Annotated in this window: 24 protein-coding genes and 2 pseudogenes; 9 read left to right on the top strand and 17 right to left on the bottom strand. The window is 73.7% G+C overall.

Translation table 11 applies throughout. The annotated features are described in order from the left end of the window. Positions 1 to 22: 22 nt before the first annotated feature. The 3 genes from AQJ66_RS03530 to AQJ66_RS03520 form a co-directional block, all read right to left on the bottom strand. Positions 23 to 514, bottom strand: a complete 492-nt coding sequence (locus AQJ66_RS03530; protein WP_061916124.1) for a methylated-DNA--[protein]-cysteine S-methyltransferase — start codon at positions 512 to 514, stop codon at positions 23 to 25. Positions 515 to 533: 19 nt separating this feature from the next. Beyond that, the gene (locus tag AQJ66_RS03525; protein WP_061916122.1) at positions 534 to 2,015 is read right to left on the bottom strand and encodes an AlkA N-terminal domain-containing protein; all 1,482 of its coding nucleotides are present in this window, start codon (positions 2,013 to 2,015) and stop codon (positions 534 to 536) included. An 81-nt stretch (positions 2,016 to 2,096) separates the two neighbouring features. Next, complete coding sequence (locus AQJ66_RS03520; RefSeq protein WP_061916120.1) at positions 2,097 to 2,666, bottom strand: MarR family winged helix-turn-helix transcriptional regulator; 570 nt, start codon at positions 2,664 to 2,666, stop codon at positions 2,097 to 2,099. Positions 2,667 to 2,770: 104 nt separating this feature from the next. On the opposite strand from AQJ66_RS03520, the gene AQJ66_RS03515 reads away from it, so the two are divergent. From AQJ66_RS03515 to narI, 3 genes and pseudogenes are all read left to right on the top strand, one after another. Then, on the top strand, positions 2,771 to 3,100 hold the full coding sequence (locus AQJ66_RS03515) for a CBS domain-containing protein (protein WP_061916117.1): 330 nt from the start codon (positions 2,771 to 2,773) through the stop codon (positions 3,098 to 3,100). Positions 3,101 to 3,229: 129 nt separating this feature from the next. Continuing rightward, positions 3,230 to 3,733: pseudogene (locus AQJ66_RS36910) on the top strand (nitrate reductase subunit alpha); the annotation flags it as partial. Then, a complete protein-coding gene (narI, locus tag AQJ66_RS03510) occupies positions 3,670 to 4,335 on the top strand; it encodes a respiratory nitrate reductase subunit gamma (protein ID WP_079060069.1) in 666 nt (221 codons plus the stop codon). The pseudogene AQJ66_RS36910 and the gene narI, both read left to right, overlap by 64 nt. A gap of 28 nt (positions 4,336 to 4,363) precedes the next feature. Here the strand turns inward: narI and AQJ66_RS03505 are convergent, their stop codons facing one another. From AQJ66_RS03505 to AQJ66_RS03475, 6 genes are all read right to left on the bottom strand, one after another. Next, positions 4,364 to 4,894: a DUF4232 domain-containing protein gene (locus AQJ66_RS03505; protein ID WP_159052528.1), complete on the bottom strand. Its 531-nt coding sequence runs from the start codon at positions 4,892 to 4,894 to the stop codon at positions 4,364 to 4,366. A 103-nt stretch (positions 4,895 to 4,997) separates the two neighbouring features. After that, a complete protein-coding gene (locus AQJ66_RS03495; RefSeq protein ID WP_061916110.1) occupies positions 4,998 to 5,507 on the bottom strand; it encodes an O-acetyl-ADP-ribose deacetylase in 510 nt (169 codons plus the stop codon). Continuing rightward, positions 5,504 to 6,922: a phytoene desaturase family protein gene (locus AQJ66_RS03490; RefSeq protein WP_208611266.1), complete on the bottom strand. Its 1,419-nt coding sequence runs from the start codon at positions 6,920 to 6,922 to the stop codon at positions 5,504 to 5,506. The genes AQJ66_RS03495 and AQJ66_RS03490 overlap by 4 nt, the downstream gene beginning before the upstream one ends. Positions 6,923 to 7,003: 81 nt before the next feature. Further along, a complete protein-coding gene (locus tag AQJ66_RS03485) occupies positions 7,004 to 7,849 on the bottom strand; it encodes an inositol monophosphatase family protein (protein ID WP_061916105.1) in 846 nt (281 codons plus the stop codon). Between the two features lie 115 nt (positions 7,850 to 7,964). Then, the gene (locus tag AQJ66_RS03480; protein WP_061916102.1) at positions 7,965 to 9,800 is read right to left on the bottom strand and encodes a gamma-glutamyltransferase family protein; all 1,836 of its coding nucleotides are present in this window, start codon (positions 9,798 to 9,800) and stop codon (positions 7,965 to 7,967) included. Between the two features lie 101 nt (positions 9,801 to 9,901). Beyond that, positions 9,902 to 10,768 (bottom strand): hypothetical protein, encoded by an 867-nt coding sequence (locus tag AQJ66_RS03475; protein ID WP_061916100.1) that lies wholly within the window; start codon positions 10,766 to 10,768, stop codon positions 9,902 to 9,904. 158 nt (positions 10,769 to 10,926) lie between these two features. Between AQJ66_RS03475 and lplAB the strand changes: the two genes are divergently transcribed. From lplAB to AQJ66_RS03445, 6 genes are all read left to right on the top strand, one after another. Beyond that, positions 10,927 to 11,991 carry a lipoate-protein ligase LplAB gene (gene lplAB, locus AQJ66_RS03470; RefSeq protein WP_061916097.1) on the top strand — a complete coding sequence of 355 codons (1,065 nt, stop codon included), beginning with the start codon at positions 10,927 to 10,929 and terminating at the stop codon, positions 11,989 to 11,991. 189 nt (positions 11,992 to 12,180) lie between these two features. Beyond that, entirely contained in the window at positions 12,181 to 12,702 is a 522-nt protein-coding gene (locus AQJ66_RS39905) for an SAV_915 family protein (RefSeq protein WP_244162730.1), read from the top strand. Continuing rightward, the gene (locus AQJ66_RS03460; protein ID WP_244162729.1) at positions 12,699 to 12,998 is read left to right on the top strand and encodes a DUF6317 family protein; all 300 of its coding nucleotides are present in this window, start codon (positions 12,699 to 12,701) and stop codon (positions 12,996 to 12,998) included. Before AQJ66_RS39905 ends, AQJ66_RS03460 begins: the two co-directional genes overlap by 4 nt. Then, positions 12,998 to 14,296 (top strand): WXG100 family type VII secretion target, encoded by a 1,299-nt coding sequence (locus AQJ66_RS03455; RefSeq protein ID WP_061916095.1) that lies wholly within the window; start codon positions 12,998 to 13,000, stop codon positions 14,294 to 14,296. Before AQJ66_RS03460 ends, AQJ66_RS03455 begins: the two co-directional genes overlap by 1 nt. Continuing rightward, a complete protein-coding gene (locus AQJ66_RS03450) occupies positions 14,274 to 14,819 on the top strand; it encodes a hypothetical protein (protein ID WP_061916092.1) in 546 nt (181 codons plus the stop codon). Before AQJ66_RS03455 ends, AQJ66_RS03450 begins: the two co-directional genes overlap by 23 nt. Positions 14,820 to 14,948: 129 nt before the next feature. Then, complete coding sequence (locus AQJ66_RS03445; RefSeq protein ID WP_061916089.1) at positions 14,949 to 15,611, top strand: hypothetical protein; 663 nt, start codon at positions 14,949 to 14,951, stop codon at positions 15,609 to 15,611. 25 nt (positions 15,612 to 15,636) lie between these two features. Here the strand turns inward: AQJ66_RS03445 and AQJ66_RS03440 are convergent, their stop codons facing one another. The 8 genes and pseudogenes from AQJ66_RS03440 to AQJ66_RS03405 form a co-directional block, all read right to left on the bottom strand. Further along, on the bottom strand, positions 15,637 to 17,166 hold the full coding sequence (locus tag AQJ66_RS03440; protein ID WP_061916086.1) for an NCS1 family nucleobase:cation symporter-1: 1,530 nt from the start codon (positions 17,164 to 17,166) through the stop codon (positions 15,637 to 15,639). A gap of 125 nt (positions 17,167 to 17,291) precedes the next feature. Further along, positions 17,292 to 18,311: a TIGR03842 family LLM class F420-dependent oxidoreductase gene (locus AQJ66_RS03435; RefSeq protein ID WP_061916082.1), complete on the bottom strand. Its 1,020-nt coding sequence runs from the start codon at positions 18,309 to 18,311 to the stop codon at positions 17,292 to 17,294. Positions 18,312 to 18,323: 12 nt separating this feature from the next. Beyond that, a complete protein-coding gene (gene hydA / locus AQJ66_RS03430) occupies positions 18,324 to 19,727 on the bottom strand; it encodes a dihydropyrimidinase (RefSeq protein ID WP_061916080.1) in 1,404 nt (467 codons plus the stop codon). 43 nt (positions 19,728 to 19,770) lie between these two features. Then, complete coding sequence (locus tag AQJ66_RS03425) at positions 19,771 to 20,613, bottom strand: nitrilase-related carbon-nitrogen hydrolase (RefSeq protein WP_061916077.1); 843 nt, start codon at positions 20,611 to 20,613, stop codon at positions 19,771 to 19,773. A 155-nt stretch (positions 20,614 to 20,768) separates the two neighbouring features. Beyond that, on the bottom strand, positions 20,769 to 22,382 hold the full coding sequence (locus AQJ66_RS03420) for a PucR family transcriptional regulator (RefSeq protein ID WP_061916073.1): 1,614 nt from the start codon (positions 22,380 to 22,382) through the stop codon (positions 20,769 to 20,771). Between the two features lie 17 nt (positions 22,383 to 22,399). After that, complete coding sequence (locus AQJ66_RS03415; protein WP_061916070.1) at positions 22,400 to 23,683, bottom strand: aspartate aminotransferase family protein; 1,284 nt, start codon at positions 23,681 to 23,683, stop codon at positions 22,400 to 22,402. Further along, positions 23,680 to 24,522: a nitrilase-related carbon-nitrogen hydrolase gene (locus AQJ66_RS03410; protein ID WP_061916068.1), complete on the bottom strand. Its 843-nt coding sequence runs from the start codon at positions 24,520 to 24,522 to the stop codon at positions 23,680 to 23,682. Before AQJ66_RS03410 ends, AQJ66_RS03415 begins: the two co-directional genes overlap by 4 nt. A 159-nt stretch (positions 24,523 to 24,681) precedes the next feature. Then, a pseudogene (locus AQJ66_RS03405) lies at positions 24,682 to 25,677 on the bottom strand (hypothetical protein); the annotation flags it as partial.

The raw sequence follows: 25,677 nt of genomic DNA, 5'->3' as shown, positions 1-25,677 counted from the left end.
ACACGGCGCGGGTGGGCACCGGTCAGAAGAGGGCCGTGCCCCGCTCGAAGTCCAGCAGGCGCTGCTTGCGGTCCAGGCCGCCGCCGTACCCGGTGAGGCTGCCGTCGGAGCCGATCACGCGGTGGCAGGGGACGATGATGCCGATCGGGTTGCGGCCGTTGGCGAGGCCGACCGCGCGGGAGGCGCCGGGGCTGCCGAGGGCCTCGGCGAGCCGGCCGTAGGTGCGGGTCTCGCCGTAGGGGATCCTCGTCAGCTGCTCCCAGACGCGGCGCTGGAACGGTGTTCCGCGCAGGGCGAGTCGCACGGTGAACTCCTTCGACTCGCCCGTGAAGTAGGCCGAGAGCTGCTCGGCGGCCTCGGCGAAGACGGGCAGGGTGTCGTCGCGCGGTCCGAAGGTCTCCTCGGCGGGGCGGTGGCGCTGTGCGGCCATGTACAGGCCGCACAGCGCGCCGTCCTCGTCGGCGACCAGGGTGAGCGGCCCGTACGGGCTGTCGGTGATGGTGTGGCGGGGCATCGGGTTCCCTCGGGTTTCCTTACTCGGGAAGGACGTTGACGGGGTGGTCGCCGGTCGCCCACAGGTGCTGCACCGCGTACGCCCGCCAGGGCCGCCAGGCCTCGGCGCGGGCGGTGAGCGCGGCCGGGGTGGCGGGCAGGCCCAGGTCCTGTGCCGCGCGCCGGATGCCGAGGTCGGTGGGGAGGAAGGCGTCGGGGTCGCCGAGGGCGCGCATGGCGATGACGTCGGTGGTCCAGGGGCCGAAGCCGGGCAGGTCCAGCAGCCGGGCGCGGGCCTCGGCCCAGTCGGAGTCGACGCCCAGGCGCAGGGTGCCGTCGGCCAGGTGCCGGACGAGGGTGGTGAAGGTGGTGCGCCGGGTCCGCGGCATCGCGAGCGTCCCGGGGTCAGTGGCCGCCAGCGCCTCCGGGGTGGGGAAGAGGTGGGTGAGCCCGCCCTCGGGGTCGTCCAGCGGCTTGCCGTGGGCGGTGACCAGGCGGGCCGCGTGGGTGCGGGCGGCGGCCGTGGAGACCTGCTGCCCGAGCACGGCGCGGACGGCGAACTCGGCCTCGTCGACCGTGCGCGGCACCCGGCGGCCCGGTGCCCGGTCGACCAGCGGCGCGAGCAGCGGGTCGGTGCGCAGCCGGTCGTCGACGGCGACCGGATCGGCGTCGAGGTCGAGCAGCCGGCGGCAGCGGCTGATGGCCACGGTGAGGTCGCGCAGGTCGCTGAGGGTGAGGCGGCAGGCGATGTGGTCGGGGCGTGGGGCGAGGGCGGCGATGCCGTGGCCGTAGGGCAGGCGCAGGGTGCGCCGGTAGGAGCCGTCGCGCCATTCCTCGACGCCGGGTACGGCGGTGGCGGCCAGGTGCCCGAAGAGGTTGTCGGGGTGCAGCGGGGCGCGGAACGGCAGCCGCAGCGTGAGCGTCCCCGGTGCGGTCGCCGCGTGTCGCCGGGGCAGCCGGGCGCGCAGCTCGCTCGGGGGGACGGCGAAGACCTCGCGGACGGTGTCGTTGAACGTCCGGATGGAGGAGAAGCCGGCCGCGAAGGCGATCTCCGCCATGGGCAGCGGGGTGGTCTCGATCAGCAGCCGGGCGGTCTGGGCGCGCTGGGCACGGGCGAGCGCGAGGGGTCCGGCGCCGAGTTCGGCGAGGAGCTGCCGCTCGACCTGCCGGGTGCTGTAGCCGAGCCGGGCGGCGAGGCCGGGTACGCCGTCGCGGTCCACGACGCCGTCGGCGATGAGCCGCATGGCGCGGGCCACCAGGTCGGCCCGCCGGTTCCACTCCGGGGAGCCTGGGCTGGTGTCGGGGCGGCAGCGCTTGCAGGCCCGGAACCCGGCCTGCTGGCAGGCGGCGGCGCTCCGGTGGAAGGTCATGTTCTCCGGCTTGGGCGGGACGGCCGGGCAGCTGGGCCGGCAGTAGATGCGGGTGGTCAGGACGGCGGTGTAGAACCACCCGTCGAACCGCGCGTCCTTGGACTGCACGGCGCGCACGCAGTGCTCCCGGTCGAGGGGCGTCGCTGTCTGCATGTCTCCAGGATCGGCCACCGCGGGCGCCGGGCGCTGGCGAGAATGCGACATGTACCCCGCGGTGACCGGCGGCGGGAGCGGTCAGGGTGCCGGGTTCAGCGGGTCGTCGACGACGCCGGCGAGGCGGCCCGCCTCCCCGGCGGGGTCGAGCCCGGGGTCGAGGTCTCCGGCCGCGGCCGTCAGCGCGGTCAGGGCGGGGACGAGCCCGGCGCGCTCCGGGGCGGGCAGCCGGGCGACCAGGGCGCGGATCTCCGCGCGCCGGTGGCCGAGGACGCGGTCGACCAGTTCCTCGCCCGCCGGGGTGAGGCGGAGCACGACCTCGCGACGGTTGTCCGGGTTGACCCGCCGGTCGGTGAGGCCGAGGGTCTCCAGGCGCTCGACCATGCGCAGCGCGGTGGAGGAGCTGACGCCGAGGGTGGCGGCCATGGCGGCGAGCTTGATCGGGCCGCAGGTGCGCAGCGCGACCAGGGAGCGCAGCTGGGGCAGGGTGAGCGGGACGTCGACGGCGGCCAGGGCGCGCGCGGACAGGGCGACGACCAGCCGGGAGGCCGCCATCACCGCGAGGGTGACCTCCTCCGCCTCCCGGTCCAGGGCCTCGTCGGGACCCCCCTGCACCGGCGCCTCGCGCCGGCCCTCGTCCTGCTGGGCCATGGACTCCTCACTCCGCCGCTGCCGTCTCACGGTTCGGACACCGCCTGTCACCGAAGGTGACCATTGCAGTCTGCAATGATAAGCTGCCGGGCATACCGCGGGCCGTGCGGGCGCGACGGCCCGGCGACACCACTGCGCTCGCCGCGCTCGCGGCGCCCGCGGTCACCGCGCACCCCGACGAGACCCTGCGGGCCCTCGCCAACCGGATGGCGCGGCACGAGGTGACCCGGCTGCTGGTCGTCACCCGGGACGCGCGGCCGCGGGTCGAGGACGTCATCAGCCCGCGCCACCTGCTCACCGCCCGGCGCATCGACCTGCACGAGGAGCACCACGCCGAGCGCGTCCTTACCCTGGGCGCCCGCGCGCGGCGGGCTGAGCCGAACACCCCATGCCGTACACAACCATTGCAAAGGGTAAGGAAAGGCTCCCCCTAAGCACTATCAACAGAGCGTAGCCGTGCAGACACGCAACGCGATCTCCATCGAAGCTGGCCGAGGCGGAACAGCCGGCTTCGGAAGGAGTGACCAGTGGGACGGCGCGGTGCCCGACGGGAAGCGGAGCGGATGGCAGCGCTGGCCGCCGACCAGTTGCTGCGGACCGACCAGGACGTCAACGACGCGCCGTACCAGGAGCGTTGGGCGCACGGCAAGGTGGTGCGGTCCACGCACGGCGTGAACTGCACCGGCTCGTGCTCGTGGAAGGTGTACGTCAAGGACGGTCTGATCACCTGGGAGACCCAGGAGACGGACTATCCCTCGACCGGCCCGGACCGGCCGGAGTACGAGCCCCGCGGCTGCCCGCGCGGGGCCTCGTTCTCCTGGTACACCTACTCCCCCACCCGCGTGCGCCACCCCCATGTGCGCGGTGTGCTGATGGAGATGTACCGCGAGGCCCGCGCCCGCCTCGGCGATCCCGTGGCGGCGTGGGCCGAGGTCACCGGGGACCCGGACAGACGGCGCCGCTACCAGGCGGCGCGGGGCCGGGGCGGCCTGGTTCGCGTCGGCTGGGAGGAGGCCCTGGAGATCGCGGCCGCCGCCCATGTGCACACCATCGCCGCGCACGGGCCCTGCGGGTCGGCGCCCCGCTGTTCCACTACGCGCTGTTCCTCGTCGCCGGCGGCCACGTCATGGGGCTGCTGGTCCCCGAGTGGCTGACCGCGCGGCTCGGGATCGGCGAGGCGCAGCACCACGCCGTCGCCCTGACCATGGGCGGGGCGGCCGGCGTCGCGGCGGCCACCGAACTCACCCTGCTGCTGTACCGCAGGCTGCGCGTGCCCGCCGTGCGCCGGGCGAGCGGCCGCAGCGACCGGGCGGTGCTGCCGCTGCTCGCGCTCGTCCTGCTCGCCGGGCTGACCGCGACCGCCTCCTCCGTGACCGACCCCTACGACTACCGGCTCGGGGTCGCCGTGTGGTTCCGCAGCCTGTTCACCCTCGGCCCCGACGTGGCGGCCATGGCGCACGCGCCGCTCGTCTACCAGTGCCACGCCCTGCTGGCCCTCGCGTTGTTCGCCCTGTGGCCGTTCAGCCGCCTGGTGCACGCCTTCGCCGTACCGCTGGGCTACGCGGCCCGCCCCTACGTCGTCTACCGCTCCCGGGGCGGGGCCGTGCGGCACCGCCGTGCCTCGCCGGTCCCGGTCGCCCGGGGCGTGGCGGTGAGGGCCGAGGAGTAGACGCCGGCCGCACGGCCGGCGCCCGGACTCAGAGGGTGCCGTCCGTGTTGACGGGGCCGACCTGAAAGATGCCGGAGCAGACCTTCCAGGCGGCCGGGACGAGGACCGCGGTGCGCGACGCCGGCGGATAGACGCGCAGGTAGCTGCCGGTGGCCCGGCAGGGGCCGCCGACGGGGCCGTTGGTGGTGCGGATGACCGCGGTGGCGGAGTGCGCGGGGGCCAGGGTGACGGTCGCGTACGACCGCCCGGAGTGAACGGCCGCCGGGCCGATCTGGCGGTGCGCGGTGTCGAGGACGCTCACCCCCGGGTAGCCGCGCAGCGCACAGCTGGTGGTGCTCGTGTTGGTGAAGGCGATCGGCCAGTACAGCGAACCGGCCGCGCCCTCCTTGCGCCCCATGGACAGGTACAGGTCGCTCGCGGCGCAGGTGCGCGGGCTGCTCGCGCCGTGCGCCGACGCCGTGGCGGCCCATGCGGTGGTCGCGGCCGTACCGCCCAGGACTGCGGCGGTCAGCGCGGCGATCGTGGCTCGTCGGGAGACTTTCCGAACAGGGAGAGACATGGCGAAAACCGCCCCCATCAGGTGAATGGGCGAAAGTCTGTCACTCTTTTGGATGCACACCGGGCCGGAAAAGTTGTGCCGGAGAAACCCGGCGGCCCGGCCCTCAGCCGAGTTGCCGCGCGAACGCCTGGTATGCCCGGTCGTCGAAGAGCACGAAGCGCACCTCTTCGACCGCCGTCGGGGTGGCGCGCACGGTGTCCACCGCGATACGGGCCGCGTCCTCCACGGGCCACCGGTACACGCCGGTGGAGATCGCCGGGAAGGCGACCGTGCGCGCGCCCAGTTCGTCGGCCACGCGGAGGGCCTCGCGGTGGCAGGAGGCGAGGAGGCCGGAGCGGTCCTCGGTGGCGGACCAGACGGGGCCGACGGTGTGGACGACCCAGCGGGCGTCCAGGTCGCCCGCCGTGGTCGCGACGGCCTGGCCCGTGGGCAGGCCCTTGCCGTACCGCGAGGCGCGCAGCTCGCGGCACTCCGCCAGGATCGCGGGGCCGCCGCGGCGGTGGATGGCGCCGTCCACGCCTCCGCCGCCGAGCAGGGAGGAGTTGGCCGCGTTGACGATCGCGTCGGCGCTCTGCCGGGTGATGTCGCCCTGGACGAGGGTGATGGCCGTCATGCCTGCCTCAGCCTCCTCCACACGGCCTTCGCCGCGTTGTGCCCCGACATGCCGTGCACGCCGGGTCCCGGCGGGGTGGCCGAGGAGCAGATGAAGACGGCGGGATGCGGCGTGTGGTAGGGGAACGCGGTCAGCCGGGGGCGCAGCAGGAGCTGGAGTCCGGACACGGCGCCGCAGGCGATGTCGCCACCGACGTAGTTGGCGTTGTGCGCGGCCATCTCGGCGGGACCCGCGGTGGCGCGGGCCAGGACACGGTCGCGGAAGCCGGGGGCGAAGCGCTCCAGCTGGCGTTCGATGGCGTCGGTGAGGTCGCCCTGCCAGCCGTTCGGGACGTGGCCGTACGCCCAGAAGACGTGCTTGCCCTCGGGGGCCCGGGAGGGGTCGGCGACGCTGGGCTGCACGGTGATCATGAACGGCCGGTCGGGGGCGCGGCCCTCGCGGGAGGCGGCGCGCAGGGCGGTGCCGATCTCGGCCCGGCTCGCGCCGATCTGGACCGTGCCGGCGACGCGGGCCTCGGGGGCGGTCCAGGGCACCGGGCCGTCCAGCGCGTAGTCGACCTTGAAGACGCCGGGGCCGTAGCGGTAGCCGTCGTAGTAGCCGCCGAAGCCGGCGATCCGGGCGAGGGCGGCCGGCGAGGTGTCGAAGACGTACGCGCGCGCGGGCGGCAGGTCGTCCAGCCGCTTGACCTCGTAGTCGGTGTGCACCGCGCCGCCGAGGTCCTTCAGGTAGCCGGCGAGGGCGTCGGAGATCGCCTGGGAGCCGCCGCGGGCCACGGGCCAGCCGCGGGCGTGCGCGGACAGCGCGAAGACCAGGCCGACGGCGCCCGTGGCGAAGCCGTTCAGCGGGGCCATCACGTGGGCGACCAGGCCGGAGAAGAGGGCCTTGACCCGCTCGTCGCGGAACCGGCGCATCAGCAGGGTGGACGGCGGGAGTCCGGCCAGGCCGAAGCGGGCCAGGGTGACCGGGTCGCGCGGGAGCGCGGTCAGCGGCAGGGACATGAAGTCCCGGGCCAGGGTGTCCCACTTCGGCAGGAACGGCTCGACCAGCCGGCGGTAGGCGCCCGCGTCGCGCGGCCCGAAGGACGCGGCCGTCTCGGCGACGGACCGGGCCAGCACGGCCGCGGTGCCGTCCAGGAAGGGGTGCGCCATGGGCAGCTCGGCGTGCAGCCACTCCAGTCCGTACCGCTCCAGGGGCAGGGCGCGGAACGCGGGCGAGTTGATGCCGAGGGGGTGGGCGGCCGAGCAGGGGTCGTGCCGGAAGCCCGGGAGGGTCAGCTCCTCGGTGCGGGCGCCGCCGCCGACCGTGGGCCGCGCCTCGAACAGGGCGACGGAGAAGCCCCGCCGGGCCAGCTCCACCGCAGCGGTCAGTCCGTTCGGCCCCGCACCCACCACGACCGCATCGAGCATCGACGGCACCTTCGGACCCCTTCGTCAGCCGATGGCCACTCGGGGTCAGGATATGCCGGGGGACGCTCGTCTCCCGGGCGGGGTGGCGGCTCAGCCGGCCGTGCGCAGGAGTTCCGCGACGCGGCGGGCCGTGCCGGCGTCGCGGGCCGCGGTGAACGGCAGCGCGTTGGAGCCGGTCACCCGGAACGGCTCGCCCGTCAGGGTCAGGTGGGCGCCGCCCGCCTCCTCGACCAGCAGCAGGCCCGCCGCGTGGTCCCAGGCGGCCTCCCAGGAGAACGCGACCGCGTCCAGCTCGCCCCGGGCGACGGCGAGGTATTCCAGGCCGGCCGAGCCGCAGGGGCGCGGGGCCAGGCCGTCGGTCCACAGGGCCCGCAGCGCCCGCTTCTGGTCGTCGGTCGTGAAGTCCGGGTGGGAGGTGGCGACGGCCAGGTCCCGGCCGGGCGCGGGCGGCCCCGCGAACAGCCGCCGCCCGTCGAGGAAGGCGCCCCGGCCGCGCAGGGCCGTGGCGAACTCGTTCCGGGCGGGGGCGTACGTCCAGGAGGCCAGGAGGACGCCCCGGTGGGCGAGCGCGACGAGGGTGCAGAAGCCGTCGTCGCCGTGCACGAACTGGCGGGTGCCGTCGACCGGGTCGACGATCCACACGGGCGTGTCGCCCTGGATCGCCTCGTACGTCGCCGGGTCGGCGTGCACCGCCTCCTCGCCGACCACCAGCGAGCCGGGCAGCAGGGCGCCGAGGTCCTCGGTGAGCCGCCGCTCCGCGAGCCGGTCGGCGTCCGTCACCAGGTCGTGCGGTCCGCTCTTGCGGTCCACCTCGTGTGCGGCCAGGCGCCGGAAGCGGGGCAGGATCTCGGCCGCGGCCGCCTGGCGGACCGCCTCTTCCACGTCGGCCGAGCGGCGGGCGAGAAACTCGTCGATGGTTTCCGTCTCTTCGATCATGCCTCCATGAGATCACGCGCCACTGACAATCCACGCCGGGGTGGTGGATGCCGGGTGGAATCGGGATGAAGAGCGGGTGCCGCCGAACCGCCGCGCCCCAGCGGCCTCAGCGGCCTCAGCGGCCCACCGCGTACCCCTGCATGCCGCGCGGGTTGGCCGCGGCCGACAGGACGCCGGTCTCCGGGTCGCGGGCGACCGCGCACAGCCGGCCCTCCGACCAGGCGGGGCCGACCGTGACGTCGTGGCCGCGCCGGCGCAGCTCCTCGACCACCTCCGGGTCGGTGCGGGACTCCACGGTCACGCTGCCGGGGCGGCGGCCGCGCGGGTAGAAGGAGCTGGGGAAGCTGTCGTTGTGCCAGTTGGGCGCGTCGACGGCGCCCTGCAGGTCGAGGCCGCCGCGGACCGGGGCGCGCAGCGCGGCGGCGAGGAAGAAGTGCAGCTGCCACTGGTCCTGCTGGTCACCGCCGGGCGTGCCGAAGGCGAGGACGGGGATCCCGTCGCGCAGGGCCAGGGACGGGGTGAGGGTGGTGCGGGGGCGGCGGCCGGGGGTGAGGGAGTTCGGCAGGCCCTCCTCCAGCCAGGTCATCTGCAGCCGGGTGCCGAGCGGGAAGCCCAGCTCGGGCACCACCGGGTTGGACTGCAGCCAGCCGCCGCTGGGCGTGGCCGCGACCATGTTGCCCCAGCGGTCGACGACGTCCAGGTGGCAGGTGTCGCCGCGGGTGCCGCCGTCGGCGGCCACCCGGGGCTCGTTCGCGGTCTGGGCGGCCACCGGCTCGGCGACCGTGGGCTCGCCCGCGCCCATGGGGTCGAAGCGGCGGTCGGCGCCGATGTCCACGCGCGCGCGTGCCTGTGCGGCCAGGCGCGGGACGCGTCCGCCGGGGCTGCCGGGGCGCAGTTCGCAGGAGGCCTCGGCGCCGACGAGGGCGCGCCGGCCGGCGTTGTAGCCGTCCGACAGCAGCTCGGCGAGGGGCACCTCGGCGGCGTCGCCGTACCAGGCCTCCCGGTCGGCGATGGCGAGCTTGCAGCCCTCGACGAGCAGGTGGACGTAGTCGGCCGAGCCGTACGCGGGCAGCTCGGGCGGGAGCAGGGCCAGCTGCTGGAGGAGGACGGGTCCCTGGCTCCACGGGCCGGCCTTGCACACGGTCCAGCCGTTCCAGTCGTACGTCGCCGGCGTCTCGTAGGTCGCCGACCAGCCCGCGAGGTCGGCCTCGGTGAGCGTGCCGGTGTGCCGTTCCCCGCTGGTGTCGAGGGTGGGCCGGCGGGACTGCCGTACCAGGGCCTCGGCGATGAAGCCCGAGCGCCACACCTCGCGCGCGGCGTCGATCCGCGCCTCCCGGTCGCCGGCCCGGGCGGTCTCGGCCAGCAGCCGCTTCCAGGTGGCGGCGAGGGCGGGGTTGCGCAGCAGCTGACCGGGGCGGGGTGCCTTCCCGCCGGGCAGGTACAGCTCGGCCGACGAGGTCCACTCGGTCTCGAACAGCTTCCGCACGCTCTCCACGGTCGCGCCGACGTTCTCCACGGGCGCGTGCCCGTGCTCGGCGTACCCGATGGCGTACGTCAGGACGTCCTCGAGGGACTTGGTGCCGTGGTCGCGCAGGAGCAGCAGCCATGCGTCGAAGGCGCCGGGGACGGCGGCGGCGAGCGGTCCGGTGCCGGGGACGAGGTCCAGGCCGAGTCCCCGGTAGTGCGCGACGGTGGCGCCGGCCGGGGCCACGCCCTGCCCGCACAGCACGCGCACCGGGCCGGCGGCCGGGGCGAGCAGCATCGGCACCTCGCCGGCGGGGCCGTTGAGGTGCGGCTCCACCACGTGCAGCACGAACGCGCCGGCCACGGCCGCGTCGAAGGCGTTGCCGCCGGCCTCCAGCACCGCCATCGCCGACTGGGAGGCGAGCCAGTGCGTGGAGGACACCATGCCGAAGGTGCCTTGCAGGGTGGGGCGGGTGGTGAACCGCATCTCTCACCTCGCTGTTCGCATGCCGCTCCGGTCGGCACGATCAGGCAGCAGGGTACCGAGGCGCGGTCGCGGGCGGCAGCGTGCCCGCGACCGCGGGCCGTTCAGGGGTTGCCGGTGACGTGGAAGCCGGCGCCGAAGACACCGGGGTGTGCGGTGTCGCGCGCCCGCAGGTCGGCGAGGATGTTCGCCGAGCTGGTGTAGACGAAGGGGGGAAGGCCCAGGACCCTGGCCTTGGTGATGCCGGCCCAGGGGCCCGCCGCCTGGAACCCGTTCGCGGACGACGGGTAGGCGCTGCCGGGCACGTGCCAGATCGCCGGGCCGCCCGAGTCGCCGGCCTGGTGTCCCGCCCAGGACTGGTAGACGCCCTTGTCGTTGTCGGTGATGCGTCCGTAGAGGACGCCGAGCTGACCGGACACCACCAGCTCGTTGTCGTTGTTCAGGGCGGCGCCGAGGAGGCGTTCGCTGTCCAGGGGCGGATTCAGGGCGTTGGGGCTCGGTTGCCCGCCGGGCACCTTCAGCTCGTCCGTTTCCTTCAGGTACGGGCCCTGCGAGGAGAGCGTCACCGCCGGCACCAGCTCGATGATCATGTAGTCCTTGGTGGGGTGTCCCACCGTCGAGCCTTCCGGATCCTTGAAGTACCGCACGTGCCCGATGGGCCCGAATCCCACGTCGGCGCGGTCGTAGACCGGTGCGACGTCCTCGGGGATCTCCCGGTCCGCGTACGTGTGGGTGGGGTCGCTGAGGCAGTGCCCCGCCGAGATGGCGATCTTCCGGCCGTACTCGTCGTCGCCGACCGCGCCGAGGGTGCAGAACTCGTCGGGAGTGTCCGGGGCGAAGGTGATCTGCATCCCGTTGAAGACACGCTTGCCCGAGGCGGCCTGCGCACCGGCCGCCCCCGTGACGCCGGTGAGGGCCAGGAGGACACCCAGCACACCGGCGAGCGCGCCCAGGCTTTTTCGTCTGCGCATGTGTACGTCCCTTTTTCGGAGGTCGAAAGCTCGCGGATCAGGAGCGGGACGAGGTTAGGAGCGGCCGGTGAAATCGCCGTGAAACGAGGTGCGTCGAGGTGGGAACACCACGGCCGGCCGCGGCGTTGATCTCGTGCGGCAGAAAGGGAGGCACGGGCGTGCACGGTGAGTACAAGGTGCCCGGCGGCAAGCTGGTCGTCGTGGACGTCGAGGCCGAGGACGGCGTGCTGCGCCACGTGCGCGTGGCGGGCGACTTCTTCCTGGAGCCGGACGAGGCGCTCGACGCGGTGAACCGTGCGCTGGAAGGCGCCCCGGCGGACCTGGACGCGACGGGGCTGGCCGCGCGGATCGAGGCGGCGCTGCCCGCGGGGACGGTGATGTACGGCCTGACGGCCGAGGGCGTCGGGATCGCGGTGCGCCGCGCGCTGGCGCACGCCACGGACTGGACCGACTACGACTGGCAGCTGATCCACGAGGGCCCGCAGTCCCCCGCCCTGCACATGGCCCTGGACGAGGTGCTGACCGCCGAGGTCGCGGCGGGCCGGCGGCCGCCCACGCTGCGCGTGTGGGAGTGGGGTTCCCCGGCGGTGATCATCGGCAGCTTCCAGTCCCTGCGCAACGAGGTGGACCCCGAGGGCGCCGCGCGGCACGGCATCGAGGTCGTGCGCCGGATCTCCGGCGGCGGCGCCATGTTCGTCGAGCCCGGCAACACGATCACCTACTCGCTGTCGGTGCCGGAGTCGCTCGTGCAGGGCCTGTCCTTCCAGGACAGCTACGCCTACCTGGACGACTGGGTGCTCGGCGCCCTCGGCGACATGGGCATCCGCGCCTGGTACCAGCCGCTGAACGACATCGCCACCGACCAGGGCAAGATCGCGGGCGCGGCGCAGAAGCGGATCGTCGGGCCGGGCGGCGGCCCCGGCGCCGTGCTGCACCACGTGACCATGTCGTACGACATCGACGCCGACAAGATGGTCGAGGTGCTGCGGATCGGGCGGGAGAAGCTGTCCGACAAGGGCACGAGCAGCGCGAAGAAGCGGGTCGACCCGCTGCGGCGGCAGACCGGGCTGGCGCGCGAGGCGGTCATCGACCGGATGATCGAGTCGTTCCGCGCCCGGTACGGACTCAGCCACGGCGAGGTCACCGGCGAGGAGCTGGCCCGCGCGCAGGAGCTGGCGCGGGGCAAGTTCACGTCCCCGGAGTGGACCGCGCGCGTGCCGTGACCCGGGCACGGCCGGGCCCCGGTTCAGCAACGGGTCAAGGGCTGCCCAGGCGCCGGCCAAACGGTCGTACGAGTTCCGTGTACGTCCGGCCCGCCGTCCCGACATAGCCGGATTCGCCCCGGCGCCCCCCGGCTACCGTGGTCGAGCCCGATTTCCGGCCACGCGAACCACGGGGAAGAGGTGACGGCGGTGGGGGCGCCGATACGTTCACGCCTGCTCGAACTGGACGAGCCGGATCCACCGGGGCGGGAGCTGCCGGACGGCCCGGTGCCCCGGCAGGTGCCGGGGCCCCGCCGTTCGACGCTCCTGGACCTCGCGGAGGCCGCGCCTCCCCCGCCGCCGGCCGCGGACGGCCGGGCCCGCCCCAGGCCGGGGGTGCCCGCCTACCACACGCCGGTGTGCGTACCGGCGCACCCGCGGTCCGTCGCGGCGACGGGTCCGGACGGCCGGCCGGCGCGCGTGCCGTTCGTCGTCGTCGAACTGTTCGCCCACCCCGGGCACGGCACCGTGGCCTTCGCCTTCAGCACGCCCGCGAAGCTGGCGGCGGCGCTGGGCGGGGCGCAGCCCTGGGTCGCCGCCTCGATCGGCCCGCTGGCGGAGAGCCTCGCCGAACAGGGCGCCGGTGTGCTGCTCGATCCGCGGGTCGCGCCCGGCGCGTCCAACTGGCGGCCGGCCGACGTGGCCGCCTACGCCCGGGAGGCCGGCCGGTGAGCGACTTCAAGGCGGTCTACGACGACCTGACCGCGATGGCGAAGACGTTCCACGAGCAGGCCGGCGACTACCGCAAGCTGCACGCGGACGTGGCCCCGCCCGTCGTGAGCGGCGGCGACCCCGGGCTCGACGCGGCGATCAAGGAGGTCGCGGACCTCATCGTCGCCCTGCACCTCGGCATGGCCGACCGGATGGACGACCACGGGGACAAGGTCGCCTACGCGCGGGACTCCTTCCACCGGCACGACGTGGACGTGCACGGCGTCTTCGAGGACCTGATGGCGGGTGAGGGCTGATGGGCGACAGCTGGGTCGGCGGCGACATCGGCGGGCTGCGCACGATGGCCGAGACGTACAAGAACGCCAAGGGCAAGCTGGACGACGTGGTCGAGCCGCTCGGCGGCGCCGTGGAGAAGCTGGTCGGCGACGCGGGCTGGAAGGGCGAGGCGGCCGAGGCCTTCCGGGCACGGTGGATCGAGGACGCGCTGGCGGCCGGCGGCCTGGCCGAACTGGTGCACGCGGTGGGCGAGGTCATCGAGAAGCTCGCCGGCGCGCTGTCCACCTGCGAGACGTCCCTGCAGAACGCGGAGCACGTCGCGGCCCGCAAGGGAGTGGCCACGGACGCCCAGGGCGCGCCGCTGCCCGTCATGACGGCGAGCCCGCCGAGCGCGGACGACCGGAAGACCCTCTCGGCGATGAACGAGTACGCCACCGCGCGCACGGAGATCCTGCACACCGCCCAGCACGCGCGGCTGGTGGCGGCGCAGCGGTTGCAGAGCCTGTACGCCCAGGTGACGGCCGAGGACGACGCGGTGTCCAAGGGGGACAAGGTCACCCTGGCCGACGCGCTGCGCTGCCTGTACGCCTACGACGCCGAGGACGCGCGGGCCTCCGGCGACAAGGCCCGCGGGCTGATCGACGACGCCAGGCGCGAGGCGCAGACCGCCAAGAAGGAACTGCGCGCCGAGCGCAAGGCGTTCCAGAAGGCCGGCCGGGCACTGCCCAAGGACTGGCCCGCCAAGAGCGCCTACCGGGACGCGGTCGCCCGGGTGGACTCCCTGGAGAGCGACATCGCCCGCGCCGACCACGGCAGCACCAGCCTGCCCTACGACCGCGCCCTGAACGTCAAGCTGGCCGACGCGGCGGACGCGCTGCGGCTGGGCAAGGGCCTCGATGCACTCCCGGACTTCCTGAAGGAGGTGCCGGTCCTGGACGTCGCCGCGGCCGGTGCCTGCGGCCTCCTGGAGGCCTCCGAGGACCACGACAAGGGCTGGTCCTGGCAGCACTCGGTCGCCGTCGACGGCGGTGCGAACCTCGCTGGGCTGGCCGCGGGAGTGGCCGTCACGGCAGGTGTCGTGGCCGCCGCGCCCTTCGAGCTGACCGCGGGCGCCGTCGCGGTCGTCGGTGTCGGGGCGACCATCGCCACGACCGGCATCATCGACCACTCGCTGCACGAGCACTGGAGCGAGGACATCCACGACCACGGTGTGGTCGGCGGAGTGCTGCACGGGACGGGTCACGTCCTGTCAGAGACCGGGGGCGACTTCGAACGGCTGGGGAAGGATGTCTGGCATGGCGTCACGAGCATCTTCTGAGGCGCCGTCGGCCGGGACCCCGGTACCCGTCCCCTCGCTGCCGGGCCTGGGCACCACCTGGTACCGGCGCGGCACCCGCTACTGGCTGCGTCGCGCCTGGACGACGGTCGTCATGCTCCTCGCCGTCGGCATGCTGTGCTTCATGGCGCTCGCCTTCTACTCCGGGTTCCGCAGCGAGATGCCGCCCGCCGTGCGCACCGTGTGCGACGCGGCCCAGGTCGCGGGGTCCTGTGTGACCGTGGCCTGGGGATGGGTGGTGCAGCGCCGGGACCATCGCCGGAAACTGCTGGACCCGCCCACTCCGGCGGAGTTCCGCCGCGCCAGGCGGGCGGAGGTGCGACGCTCCGGCCGGTTCGCCTACGCCGGCCGCGGGCTGCTCGTCCTCGCCGCACCCGTGCTGCCCGCGTTCGCCGCCTGGTGCGTCGGCTGGTTCGCCGCCGCGCTCACCGTCCGCGAGTACCCCAGCGAGGTCGGCGCCCGGCGCTGGCTCGAGGCACATACCGGGCAGAGCGGTACGTCGTGAACGCGGTGCCGTGATCGCCCGGGCACGCAGCGAGTTGACCCTTCCGCCCCACAGGGTCTCGTGCGACACTGCCGTTCCCGTCCACCATGCGGACCCCTTCCGCACCCCCTCCCCCACGAGAAGTGCGCCGTGCGTTCTCTTCCTCTGCCGCTCGCCCTCACCGCGCGCCTGACGCCGGTCGCCGTGCTCGCCTGCGCGGGCTGGGCGCTGTCTTCGGGACCCGCCGCACCATCCGCCGCCGACCACCGGCCGGACCGGCAGCAGACGCCGACCCAGGCGCCCTCCGCCCCGTCCTCCACCGCGGCGCCGAAGTCGTACACCGCCGCGCCCGCCCCGTGCACCAGCGTGCCCGTGGCCACCGTCAAGTCGCTGGTGCCCGGGGCGAAGACGGCGGGCAAGGAGATCCCGTCGACCGACGCCAAGCTGCGCCGCACCTGCTCCTGGAACGCCCTGCAGGGCTACGACTACCGCTGGCTCGACGTGTCCTTCGAGGTCGCGGCGTCGGACCAGGAGGCGAAGAAGGAGTACGACCAGCGCGTCACCGAGAAGAGCGGCGGCGGGACCGTGCCCGGGCTCGGGGACGCCGGCTACTCGGTGGTGAACCTGACCACGGAGGACAAGCAGCAGACCCGCGAGGGCGTGGTGCTGGCCCGGGTCTCCAACGCGCTCGTCGTCGTCACCTACAACGGCAGCGACTTCGAGACGAAGAAGGCCCCGAGCACGGACGAGATCAACAAGGGCGCCATCAAGGCGGCCAAGGGCGCCGTCGCCGCCCTGGCTTCCGCCGGGTGAGAGGCGGCGACGGCGCGCGGCTCGCTCAGGCCGGCTCCGGCTCCCTCCGCCCGGTCAGCAGCGTCAGCGCCAGGTACAGCGCCAGCGAGGTCCCGAGGCCCACGGCCCAGCCGTAGTCGGCGAGGGGCTCGAGGGCCGGGACGGGGCGGCCGTCGATCAGGGGGTGGAAGTCCGCGCCGCCGATCGCGAGGATGCCGCCCACCAGGAACGCGGCCACCGCCCGCCAGTTCCAGCCGCCCGTGTACCAGTAGCGGCCGCCCGTGCGGTACAGGTCGGCCAGGTGCAGGCGGGTGCGGCGCACCACCCAGTAGTCGGCGACGAGGATGCCCGCGACCGTGCCGAGCAGGCCGCCGACCAGGCCGAGCCAGGTGAAGATGTAGCCCTGCGGGTCGGAGTACAGCTTCCACGGGAAGATCAGCACGGCGAGCACGGCGGTGATCAGGGCGCCGGTGCGGAAACTCACCTTGCGCGGCGCGACGTTGGAGAAGTCGAAGGCCGGGGAGACCAGGTTGGCCGCGATGTTCACGGACAGGGTCGCGACCAGTACGGTGACGAGCGCGTAGAGCAGGCCGACCACGTTGTCCGTCTTCGCCGCCAGTTGCACCGGGTCCCAGACCGGCTTGCCGTACACCGCCTGGGAGCCGGAGGTGACCAGCACCGACAGGAACGCGAACAGGGTCATGGTGGTCGGCAGGCCGAGTGCCTGGCCCCAGGTCTGCGCCCGCTGGCTCCTGCCGTAGCGGGTGAAGTCGGGGATGTTCAGCGACAGCGTGGACCAGAAGCCGATCATACCCATGAGGGAGGGCCAGAACAGCTTCCAGAAGTCGCCGCCCCAGCCCAGCCGGGACGGCTGGTCGAACAGCGGGCCGACCCCGCCCGCCTTGCTGCTCATCCACCACAGCATCACGAACGCGCCGACGAGCACGAACGGCGCCGCCCAGTTCTCGAAGCGGCGGATGGTCTCCATGCCCCGGTGGATGATGGCGACCTGGATGACCCAGAAGATGGCGAACGACAGCCACATGGTCCAGGCGTGGCCGCCGACGGGCGAGGCGTTCGACCAGCCGCTCCCGATCAGCTTCCCGGCGAGGAAGTAGATGGCCTCGCCGCCGATCCAGGTCTGGATGCCGAACCAGCCGCACGCCACCAGCGCCCTTACGACGGCGGGCAGGTTGGCGCCGCGCACCCCGAAGGAGGCGCGGGCGAAGACCGGGAACGGGATGCCGTACTTCGGTCCCGCGTGCCCGGTGAGCAGCATCGGGACCAGCACGACGAGGTTGGCGAGGGCAATGGTGAACACCGCCTGCTTCCAGTCCATCCCGACGGCGATGAGGCCGGAGGCCAGCGTCCAGGAGGCCGTGTTGTGGGCCATGCCGACCCACAGCGCGGAGAAGTTGTACGTCGTCCAGGTGCGCCCCGCCACGGGGACCGGGAGCAGGTCGGCGTTGGCGTAGGGGCCGCTGGGCTGCGGCGCACCGGGGGCGATCTCCACCCGGCCGTCGGCGAGGGTGACTTGGGAGGTCGGTGGTATGGCGGTGGGGGCGGTGTCGGTCATGGGGCAGGCCAATCGGGTGAGGCGGGCGGGGAGAGGCCGTGCGGGCACACGCCCCTCCCCGGGGGAGCGGGGAGGGGTGACCAGGGTGTGTGGGGGGTGGGAGGGGCGAGAAAGGTGCTGCGGGGTCAGGCCTCGAGGGCGGGGATCACCTTCGTGCCGTAGGCGTCGATGGTGGCCTCCTGCGCGTCGTGCATGTCGTACACCGCGAACTGGTCCACGCCCAGCTCGCGCAGCGCGGTCAGCTTCTCGACGTGTTTCTCGGCCGGGCCGATCAGGCAGAACCGGTCCACGATCTCGTCGGGCACGAACCGGGTGTCGGGGTTGCCGCTGCGGCCGTGGTGGGCGTAGTCGTAGCCCTGGCGGGACTTGATGTAGTCGGTGAGTTCGTCGGGGACCTGGGCGGAGTGCTCGCCGTACTTGGCGACGAGGTCGGCGACGTGGTTGCCGACCATGCCGCCGAACCAGCGGCACTGCTCGCGGGCGTGGGCGAGCGCCTCGGGCGAGTCGTCCTCGGTGACGTAGGCGGGGGCCGCCACGCAGACCGTGACCTCGGACGGGTCGCGTCCGGCGGCCGCGGCCGCGTCCTTGACGGCCTTCACCATGTACTCGGTCAGGTAGAGGTCGGCGAGCTGGAGGATGAAGCCGTCGGCCTCCTCACCGGCCATCTTCAGCGCCTTCGGCCCGTACGCGGCCATCCAGACGGGAAGTTCGGCACCGGGCCGGACCCAGGGGAACCGGATCTTCGTGCCGCCGAGGTCGGCCTCGTCGCCCCGGCCGAGGGCGCGGATGACCTTCATGGCCTCGCTGATCCGGGCGAGGGTGTTGGGTTTGCGGCCCGCCACCCGCATCGCGGAGTCACCGCGGCCGATGCCGCACACCGTGCGGTTGCCGAACATGTCGTTGAGGGTGGCGAAGGTGGAGGCGGTCACCTCCCAGGTGCGGGTGCCCGGGTTGGTGACCATCGGGCCGACCTTGAGCTTCGTGGTGTTGGCCAGGATCTGGCTGTAGATCACGAACGGCTCCTGCCACAGCACGGCGGAGTCGAAGGTCCAGCCGTAGCGGAAGCCGTTGCGCTCGGCGCGTTTCATCAGGCTGACGACGCGGGAGGCCGGGGGGTCGGTCTGCAGGACGAGTCCGAAGTCCATGGGGCGCCACTCCTAGCTGAGGTACTGGCAGGTGGAGCGCGGGGTGAAGACGCCGTGGCCGGCGTGTCCGGTGTACTCCCGCCGGTCGATGACGAGTTCGCCGCGCGAGAGGACGGTCTCGACCCGGCCGGTGGTGCGCCGGCCCTCGTACGCCGAGTAGTCGACGTTCATGTGGTGGGTCTCGGCGGACATCACCTGCTCGGCGTGCGGGTCGTAGACGACGACGTCGGCGTCGGCGCCCGGGGCGATGGTGCCCTTCTTCGGGTACAGGCCGAACATGCGGGCCGGGGTGGCGCAGGCGATCTCGATCCAGCGGCGCCGGGAGATGCGCCCGTCGACGACGGCCTGGTGGAGCAGGTCCATGCGGTTCTCCACCCCCGGCAGGCCGTTGGGGATCTTCGAGAAGTCGCCGCGGCCCAGTTCCTTCTGCCCGGTGAAGCAGAACGGGCAGTGGTCGGTGGAGACGACCTGCAGGTCGTTCGTCCGGAGGCCCTGCCACAGCTTGGCCTGGTGTTCGCGCGGCCGAAGCGGCGTGCTGCACACGTACTTCGCGCCCTCGAAGTCCGGCTCGGCGAGGTTGTCGGTGGACAGGAACAGGTACTGCGGGCAGGTCTCGCCGAAGACGTTCAGCCCCTCGTCGCGCGCCCGCGCCAGTTCGGCCACGGCCTCCATGGCGGAGACGTGCACCACGTACAGGGGCGCGCCCGCGACCTGGGCGAGCCGGATGGCGCGGTGGGTGGCCTCGGCCTCCAGCAGGGCCTTGCGGACCTCGCCGTGGTAGCGGGGATCGGTCTCGCCGCGGGCCAGCGCCTGCTCGACCAGGACGTCGATGGCGATGCCGTTCTCGGCGTGCATCATGATCAGGCCGCCGTTCTCGGCGGCGCGCTGCATGGCCCGCAGGATCTGGCCGTCGTCGGAGTAGAACACCCCCGGGTACGCCATGAACTGCTTGAAGGACGTCACGCCCTCCTCGACCAGCAGGTCCATCTCCTTGAGCGTCTCCGGGTTCACGTCGGAGACGATCATGTGGAAGGCGTAGTCGATCGCGCAGTTGCCCTCGGCCTTGGCGTGCCAGGCGTCCAGGCCGTCGCGCAGGGAGCCGCCGACGTTCTGGATGGCGAAGTCGACGATCGTCGTCGTACCGCCCCAGGCGGCGGCGCGGGTGCCGGTCTCGAAGGTGTCGGCGGCCGTGGTGCCGCCGAAGGGCATCTCCATGTGGGTGTGGCCGTCGACGCCGCCGGGGATGACGTACTTCCCGGTCGCGTCGATCACCCGGTCGGCGGTGAACGCCCCCGCGGCCGGGGTGCCGGAGGCGGCGAGGGCGGCGATGCGGCCGTCCTCGATCAGGACGTCGGCGTGGAGCTCGTCGGACGCGGTGATGACGAGCCCCCCGCGGACGACGGTACGGCTGCTCATGGTCCCTCTCCTCCCAGGGTGGCCAGGGTGAACGGTGCGGCGGTCAGGGCGCGGTCAGCGGCTCGTAGGCCCCCGGCGCCCGGTCGCGGTAGAACTGCCAGCGGTCGCGGACCTCGCGGAGTTTCGCCAGGTCGAGGTCGCGGACGACGAGTTCGGTCTCCTTGTCGCTCGCCACCTCGCCGACGAACCGGGCCTCCGGGTCCACGAAGTAGGTGGTGCCGTAGAAGTCGTTGTCGCCCAGGTCCTCCACGCCGACCCGGTTGATCGCCCCGACGAAGTACTCGTTGGCGACGGCCGCCGCCGGCTGCTCCAGCTGCCACAGGTAGCGGGACAGGCCGCGCGAGGTGGCCGACGGGTTGAAGACGATCTCGGCGCCGGCCAGGCCCAGGGCCCGCCAGCCCTCCGGGAAGTGGCGGTCGTAGCAGATGTAGACGCCGATCCGCCCGGCGGCGGTGTCGAAGACGGGCCAGCCGCTGTTGCCCGGGCGGAAGTAGAACTTCTCCCAGAACCCCTGGACTTGGGGGATGTGGGTCTTGCGGTACTTGCCGAGGTAGGAGCCGTCCGCGTCGATCACCGCGGCGGTGTTGTAGAGGACGCCCGGCTGCTCCTCCTCGTACATCGGCAGGACGAGCACGATGCCCAGTTCGCGGGCGAGGGACTGGAAGCGCCGGACGGTCGGGCCGTCCGGGATCCGCTCGGCGTACTCGTAGAACGCCTTGTCCTGGACCTGGCAGAAGTAGGGGCCGTAGAACAGCTCCTGGAAGCAGAGGACTTGGGCGCCCTGCGCGGCCGCGTCGCGGGCCGCCTGCTCGTGGACCTGGATCATGGACTCCTTGTCGCCGGTCCAGGCGGTCTGGAAGAGGGCGGCACGGATCACTCGGCTCATCGGGACCTCCGGTCGCTCGGTGTACGGCGAGACTAGGAAGCCCGGACGGCCGGTTTGAGGTGCAGCGTGTCACGTCCGCGGGCGGTCGGCGTGCCACCGTGTCACGTGTTCGCAGACCCATGTTTCACCGCCGTTTTCCCAGGTCATGGCATGTTTCAGCGTTGTTGCGCGTCGTGCGCGAGGAGCGCGATGTGCACCGAGGCCGCCTGCTCGAAGTCGTCGAGGTCGACGCCCAGCCGGGTCTGTATCGCCTCCAGGCGCCGGTAGAGGGCGGGTCGCGAGACGTGGTGGAGCTGGGCGGTGCGGGACTTGTTGCGGCCGGTGGCCAGGTAGGTGCGCAGGACGCCCAGCAGCTCCTGGTCCGCGCCGCGCAGCAGCCCGTCCAGTTCCCGCTCGGCGAAGGACTGCACCTGCGGGTCGTCGCGCAGCAGCCGGACGAGGCCGCGCAGGTGGACGTCCCGGAGCCGGACCACGGCCGGCAGGTCGAGGGCGGCCGAGGAGCCGGCGACCGCGTCCGCGACGTGCTGGGCCTCGCGCAGCCCGGCGGGTACGTCCTCCCAGGCGGTGCGGGCGTCGGCGGCCGCCACGACGGCCGGGGACCCGGCGCGCAGCCGGGCCGCGAAGTGGGCGGTGAGGGTCTCGGCGTCCTGGTCGCGGGCGAGGCTGAGCAGCACGGCGGCGGCGCCCTCGGCGAGTTCGGCGGCGATCCCGGACATCCCCAGCAGGCGCAGCAACCGGTCGAGCTGGCCGGGCGTGCGGTCGAGCACGACGAGCGGCACGAAGGTGCGCCGGTTGACCGGCAGTCCGGCCGCGCGGGCCCGCGGCAGCAGCCGGCCGGCCGGGACGACGCCGGAGACCAGGTCGGTCAGCAGGCTCTGCGCGGACTGCTCCTCCCAGGTGTGCGCGGAGCCGCCGCCGAGCATGCGGTGCAGGACGAGGGCCTCGGCGGCTCGGTCGGCGAGCAGCCGGCCGGTGGCCGCGTCGCCCCGGTAGCCGCACAGCAGCAGCCGGCCCCAGCGCTCCCCGCGGCCGTCGAGGTCGGCGCGGATCCAGCCGTCGCCCTCGCTGCCTCCCCCAGTGCCTGAACGGCCTGGGTGGTGCCCCCATGCCTGCCGGGCGATGCGCTCCCAGTCGCGCAGGACGTCGTCGACGGCCGGCCGCTCCCCCGCGGTGGCGAGGACGCGGTGGGCGAGGTTGGTGACGACGACCGGGCAGCCGCTGTGCCGGGCGACCTCGTCGAGCAGCCGGCCCAGCGGGGCGCCGGTGGTGATCAGCCGGGTGAGCGCGGTCCGCACGGTCTCCGACAGGCTCACGGCGGCGAACTTGCGCCGCACCAGCCGGGACTGCACCTCCTCCGTCAGCTCGGCGAAGGGGAACGGCCGGTGCAGGACGACCAGCGGCAGCCCGCACCGCTCGGCGGCCCGGCGCATCACCTCGGGCGGCGTGGGGAAGGCCCGGCCGAGCCCCAGGACGACGGCCGCGGCCTCGGCGCGGTGCAGGGACCGGACGTACTCGGTCTGCTTGGCCTCGTCGCCTGCGAGCAGCACCCCGGTGGTGAGCACCATCTCGCCGCCGGTGAGCATCACGCCGACGTCGGGCGCCTCGGCGACGTGCACCCAGCGCACCGGCCGGTCGAGCTGCGCGGCACCGGCCACCACCTCGGGTTCCCCGGCGAGCACGCGCTCCAGGGCCAGCACCTGCCGCACGGACAGGGCGGGCTGCGGCGGGTGCGGCGGGGCGCTGGACCGGGGCTCTGAGGTGGTGGTCATGGCCGTACACCCGCTCTCTAGTACGTGCTCCGCAGCGCGCGTTCGAGGATCTCCGCGCCCTCCTCGGCCTCGGCGACGGTCAGCGACAGCGGCGGCGCGATGCGCAGGGCGCTGGTGTTGTGGCCACCGCCCTTGCCGATGAGCAGTCCGCCCTCGCGGGCCGCCTCCAGGACGGCCGCGGCCGCCTGCGGATCGGCCTCGTCGGTGCCGGGCCTGACCAGCTCGACGCCGATCATCAGGCCGCGCCCGCGCACCTCCCGCACCCCGGGCAGCCGGGCGGCGGCCGACCGCAGCCGCTCGATGAGCAGCCCGCCGACGCGCCGGGCGTTGCCCTGGAGATCGTGCTCGATGAGGTAGGTGAGGTTGGCGAGGCCGGCGGCCATGGTGAGCTGGGTGCCGCCGAAGGTGGAGATGCTGTTGGCGTCGAGGCAGTTCATGACCTCGGCACGGGCGATCACCCCGCCGATGGAGGTGCCGTTGCCGATGCCCTTGGCGAAGGTGACGATGTCCGGCGGGCCGCTCTGGGCATGCGCCTGCCAGCCCCAGAAGTGGTCGCCGGTGCGGCCCCAGCCGGTCTGCACCTCGTCGGCGATCCACAGGATCCCGTGCTGGTCGAGCACTTCGCGGAAGGCCGCGTACAGGCCGTCCGGCGGGGAGGTGAAGCCGCCGACGCCCTGGACGGGTTCGGCGATCAGCGCGGCGGGCGGCCGGGTGTGGCCGAGGACGTCCTTCAGGTCCGCCACGCAGGCGTCGACGAACGCGCGGTCGTCCAGTTCGGCGAACGGGCCGCGGGTGCGCACCCCGCCGTGCACGTACAGGGTCTGCAGCGGGGACAGGGAGGTCGGGGACCAGCCGCGGTTGCCGGTGATGCCGACCGTGCTGAAGGAGCGGCCGTGGTAGCTGTTGCGCATGGCCAGGACGGTGTTGCTGCGCCGGTAGGTGGTGGCGAGCAGCAGCGCGGTGTCGTTGGCCTCGGTGCCGGAGGTGGTGAAGAACACCCGGGCGTCCGGGATGCCGCTCACCTGGGCGATGCGCTCGGCGAGTTCCACCATCGGCCGGTTGAGGTAGAGGGTGGAGGAGTGGATGATCCGGCCGGCCTGCTCGGTGACCGCCTTGGTCACCTCGGGCAGGGCGTGCGCGGTCATCGTGGTGAGGATGCCGCCGAAGAAGTCGAGGTACTTGTTGCCGGCCGCGTCCCAGACGTGGCGGCCCTCGCCGTGGGTGATCTCCAGCGGGTCGTCGTAGTAGAGGGCGAGCCAGTCGGGCAGGACGCCGCGGTGGCGGGCGTAGAGGTCGTTCACGGCTGCACCAGTCCTTCGTAGGCGTCGGGGCGGCGGTCGCGGTAGAAGGCCCACTGCTGCCGGACCTGTTCGATGAGGCCGAGGTCGAGGTCGCGGACGAGGAGTTCCTCGGCCTTGTCGCCGGCCGGCTCGCCGACGAACCGGCCGCGCGGGTCGACGAAGTAGCTCGTGCCGTAGAAGTCGTTGTCGCCGTACTCCTCCTGGCCGACGCGGTTGATGGCGGCGACGAAGTACTCGTTGGCGACGGCCGCGGCGGGCTGCTCCAGCTGCCACAGGTGGGCGGACAGGCCGCGGTGGGTGGCGGAGGGGTTGTAGACCAACTGGGCGCCGTTGAGTCCCAGTTGGCGCCAGCCCTCGGGGAAGTGCCGGTCGTAGCAGATGTAGACGCCGACCTTGCCGGCGGCCGTGTCGAAGACGGGCCAGCCCAGGTTGCCGGGTTTGAAGTAGTACTTCTCCCAGAAGCCCTTGACCTGCGGGATGTGGTGCTTGCGGTACTTGCCGAGATAGGTGCCGTCGGCGTCGATCACGGCGGCGGTGTTGTAGTAGAAGCCGGACTGCTCGATCTCGAAGACCGGTACGACGATCACCATGCCGGTCTCGCGGGCGAGGTCCCGCATCCGGCGGACGGTCGGGCCGTCGGGCACCGGCTCGGCCCAGCGGTAGTGCTCCGGCTCCTGGACCTGGCAGAAGTACGGGGCGTTGAAGACCTCCTGGAAGCCGATGATCCGCGCGCCCTGGCGGGCGGCCTCGCGCGCGTGCTCCTCGTGCTTCGCCACCATGGACTCGGTGTCGCCGGTCCAGGTGGCCTGGACCAGTGCGGCACGTACGACGTTGGCCATGAGCTGCTCCTTCGACGCGACGTCCGAGCCTCTACGCCCGTAGAAACGGCCCGTAGAGGGACGAAAGTAAGCCTCTCGGACGGGCTTGCCAAGACCATCGTCGTCAACCCGCGGAGTCGATCACGTTTCACACTCCTGTGGGTGAGCCGTGCGGGCGGCTCACGCGGTGAACCCGGCGACCCGCAGGGCGTGCACCAGGTCCCAGTGCCGTTCGTCGGAGACCCGCAGGGCGGCCTCCAGCAGCAGCGGGACCAGGCGCCCCGGATCGGCGGCCGCGCCGCGGGCGGCCTCCTCCGGGGTGCGCACGCCGACGTAGGCGTCCAACAGGGCCCGCACCTCATGGTCCCGCCCCGCGGCGTCCAGCGCCAGGACGGCCGCACCGATCTCGCCGGGCGGCCGGGCCACGCCCTGCCGCAGCATCCGCTGCCCCTCCACGACCATCCCGGCGGCCTCCAGCGCCCCCGCGGCGGCCACCAGCCGCTCGGCGGGCAGCGCGGCGGCCTCCCACAGCAGCGTGGCCCAGTCGGCACCGAGCCCGGCGCGCAGCAGCGCGTCCGCGAGCGGCGGGAACCGGGCGGCGGGCCACCAAGTGATCTCGGCCAGCAGTACATGGGCCTCACCGCTGCGCCCCTCCGCCCGGAGCCGCGCCAGCCGCTCCACGGCCCCGGCGACGGCCGCCTCGGCCCCGGCGTCCACCACCTCGACGGGCTGCTCGGCGGCCCCGGTCCCCTCCCCGGCCCCGGCGAACCGCGCCCCCCGCGGAACCCGCCGCCGCGCCCCGCCGTCCGGCGCCGCGGCAGGCGCCTGCGGCAGGACGACGGGTGCCTCCGCGTCCTCGACCATCCCGGCGAACCGCGCACTGCCGCGGCGGCGCCTGCGCACTTTGCCGGGGGGCGGCTCGGGGGTGGGGGTGGAGTCGGTGTCCGGCTCGGGGACGGGGACGGCGTCGGGGTTCGGGGACGAGCCGGGACGGGTGACGGTTCGGGTGGGGACGATGTCCGGCTCGGGGGGCTGTGCGGCCGCGTGGGGCGCAGGGCCGACGTGGGGCGCGGCGGATTGCCGGGGAAAGCCGACCGGTCCCCCGACCGGGCGCCGCACCGCACCCGTGTCCGAACCGGCGGCAGGAGGAACCCCGTCCGGGCCCGTCCCGGCCGC

It is taken from the genome of Streptomyces bungoensis (assembly GCF_001514215.1).
In the GTDB taxonomy this organism is placed as follows: domain Bacteria; phylum Actinomycetota; class Actinomycetes; order Streptomycetales; family Streptomycetaceae; genus Streptomyces; species Streptomyces bungoensis.
Note: the sequence above shows the minus strand (reverse complement) of the source record. Positions and strands in the feature narration are given on the sequence as shown.

What these genes read in the sequence shown, in the direction of transcription:
- AQJ66_RS03530 (WP_061916124.1), bottom strand. Translation starts at nt 514, where the DNA reads ATGCCCCGCCACACCATCACCGACAGCCCGTACGGGCCGCTCACCCTG.
- AQJ66_RS03525 (WP_061916122.1), bottom strand. Translation starts at nt 2,015, where the DNA reads ATGCAGACAGCGACGCCCCTCGACCGGGAGCACTGCGTGCGCGCCGTG.
- AQJ66_RS03520 (WP_061916120.1), bottom strand. Translation starts at nt 2,666, where the DNA reads ATGGCCCAGCAGGACGAGGGCCGGCGCGAGGCGCCGGTGCAGGGGGGT.
- AQJ66_RS03505 (WP_159052528.1), bottom strand. Translation starts at nt 4,894, where the DNA reads ATGTCTCTCCCTGTTCGGAAAGTCTCCCGACGAGCCACGATCGCCGCG.
- AQJ66_RS03495 (WP_061916110.1), bottom strand. Translation starts at nt 5,507, where the DNA reads ATGACGGCCATCACCCTCGTCCAGGGCGACATCACCCGGCAGAGCGCC.
- AQJ66_RS03485 (WP_061916105.1), bottom strand. Translation starts at nt 7,849, where the DNA reads ATGATCGAAGAGACGGAAACCATCGACGAGTTTCTCGCCCGCCGCTCG.
- AQJ66_RS03480 (WP_061916102.1), bottom strand. Translation starts at nt 9,800, where the DNA reads ATGCGGTTCACCACCCGCCCCACCCTGCAAGGCACCTTCGGCATGGTG.
- AQJ66_RS03475 (WP_061916100.1), bottom strand. Translation starts at nt 10,768, where the DNA reads ATGCGCAGACGAAAAAGCCTGGGCGCGCTCGCCGGTGTGCTGGGTGTC.
- AQJ66_RS03455 (WP_061916095.1), top strand. Translation starts at nt 12,998, where the DNA reads ATGGGCGACAGCTGGGTCGGCGGCGACATCGGCGGGCTGCGCACGATG.
- AQJ66_RS03450 (WP_061916092.1), top strand. Translation starts at nt 14,274, where the DNA reads ATGGCGTCACGAGCATCTTCTGAGGCGCCGTCGGCCGGGACCCCGGTA.
- AQJ66_RS03440 (WP_061916086.1), bottom strand. Translation starts at nt 17,166, where the DNA reads ATGACCGACACCGCCCCCACCGCCATACCACCGACCTCCCAAGTCACC.
- AQJ66_RS03435 (WP_061916082.1), bottom strand. Translation starts at nt 18,311, where the DNA reads ATGGACTTCGGACTCGTCCTGCAGACCGACCCCCCGGCCTCCCGCGTC.
- hydA (WP_061916080.1), bottom strand. Translation starts at nt 19,727, where the DNA reads ATGAGCAGCCGTACCGTCGTCCGCGGGGGGCTCGTCATCACCGCGTCC.
- AQJ66_RS03425 (WP_061916077.1), bottom strand. Translation starts at nt 20,613, where the DNA reads ATGAGCCGAGTGATCCGTGCCGCCCTCTTCCAGACCGCCTGGACCGGC.
- AQJ66_RS03420 (WP_061916073.1), bottom strand. Translation starts at nt 22,382, where the DNA reads ATGACCACCACCTCAGAGCCCCGGTCCAGCGCCCCGCCGCACCCGCCG.
- AQJ66_RS03410 (WP_061916068.1), bottom strand. Translation starts at nt 24,522, where the DNA reads ATGGCCAACGTCGTACGTGCCGCACTGGTCCAGGCCACCTGGACCGGC.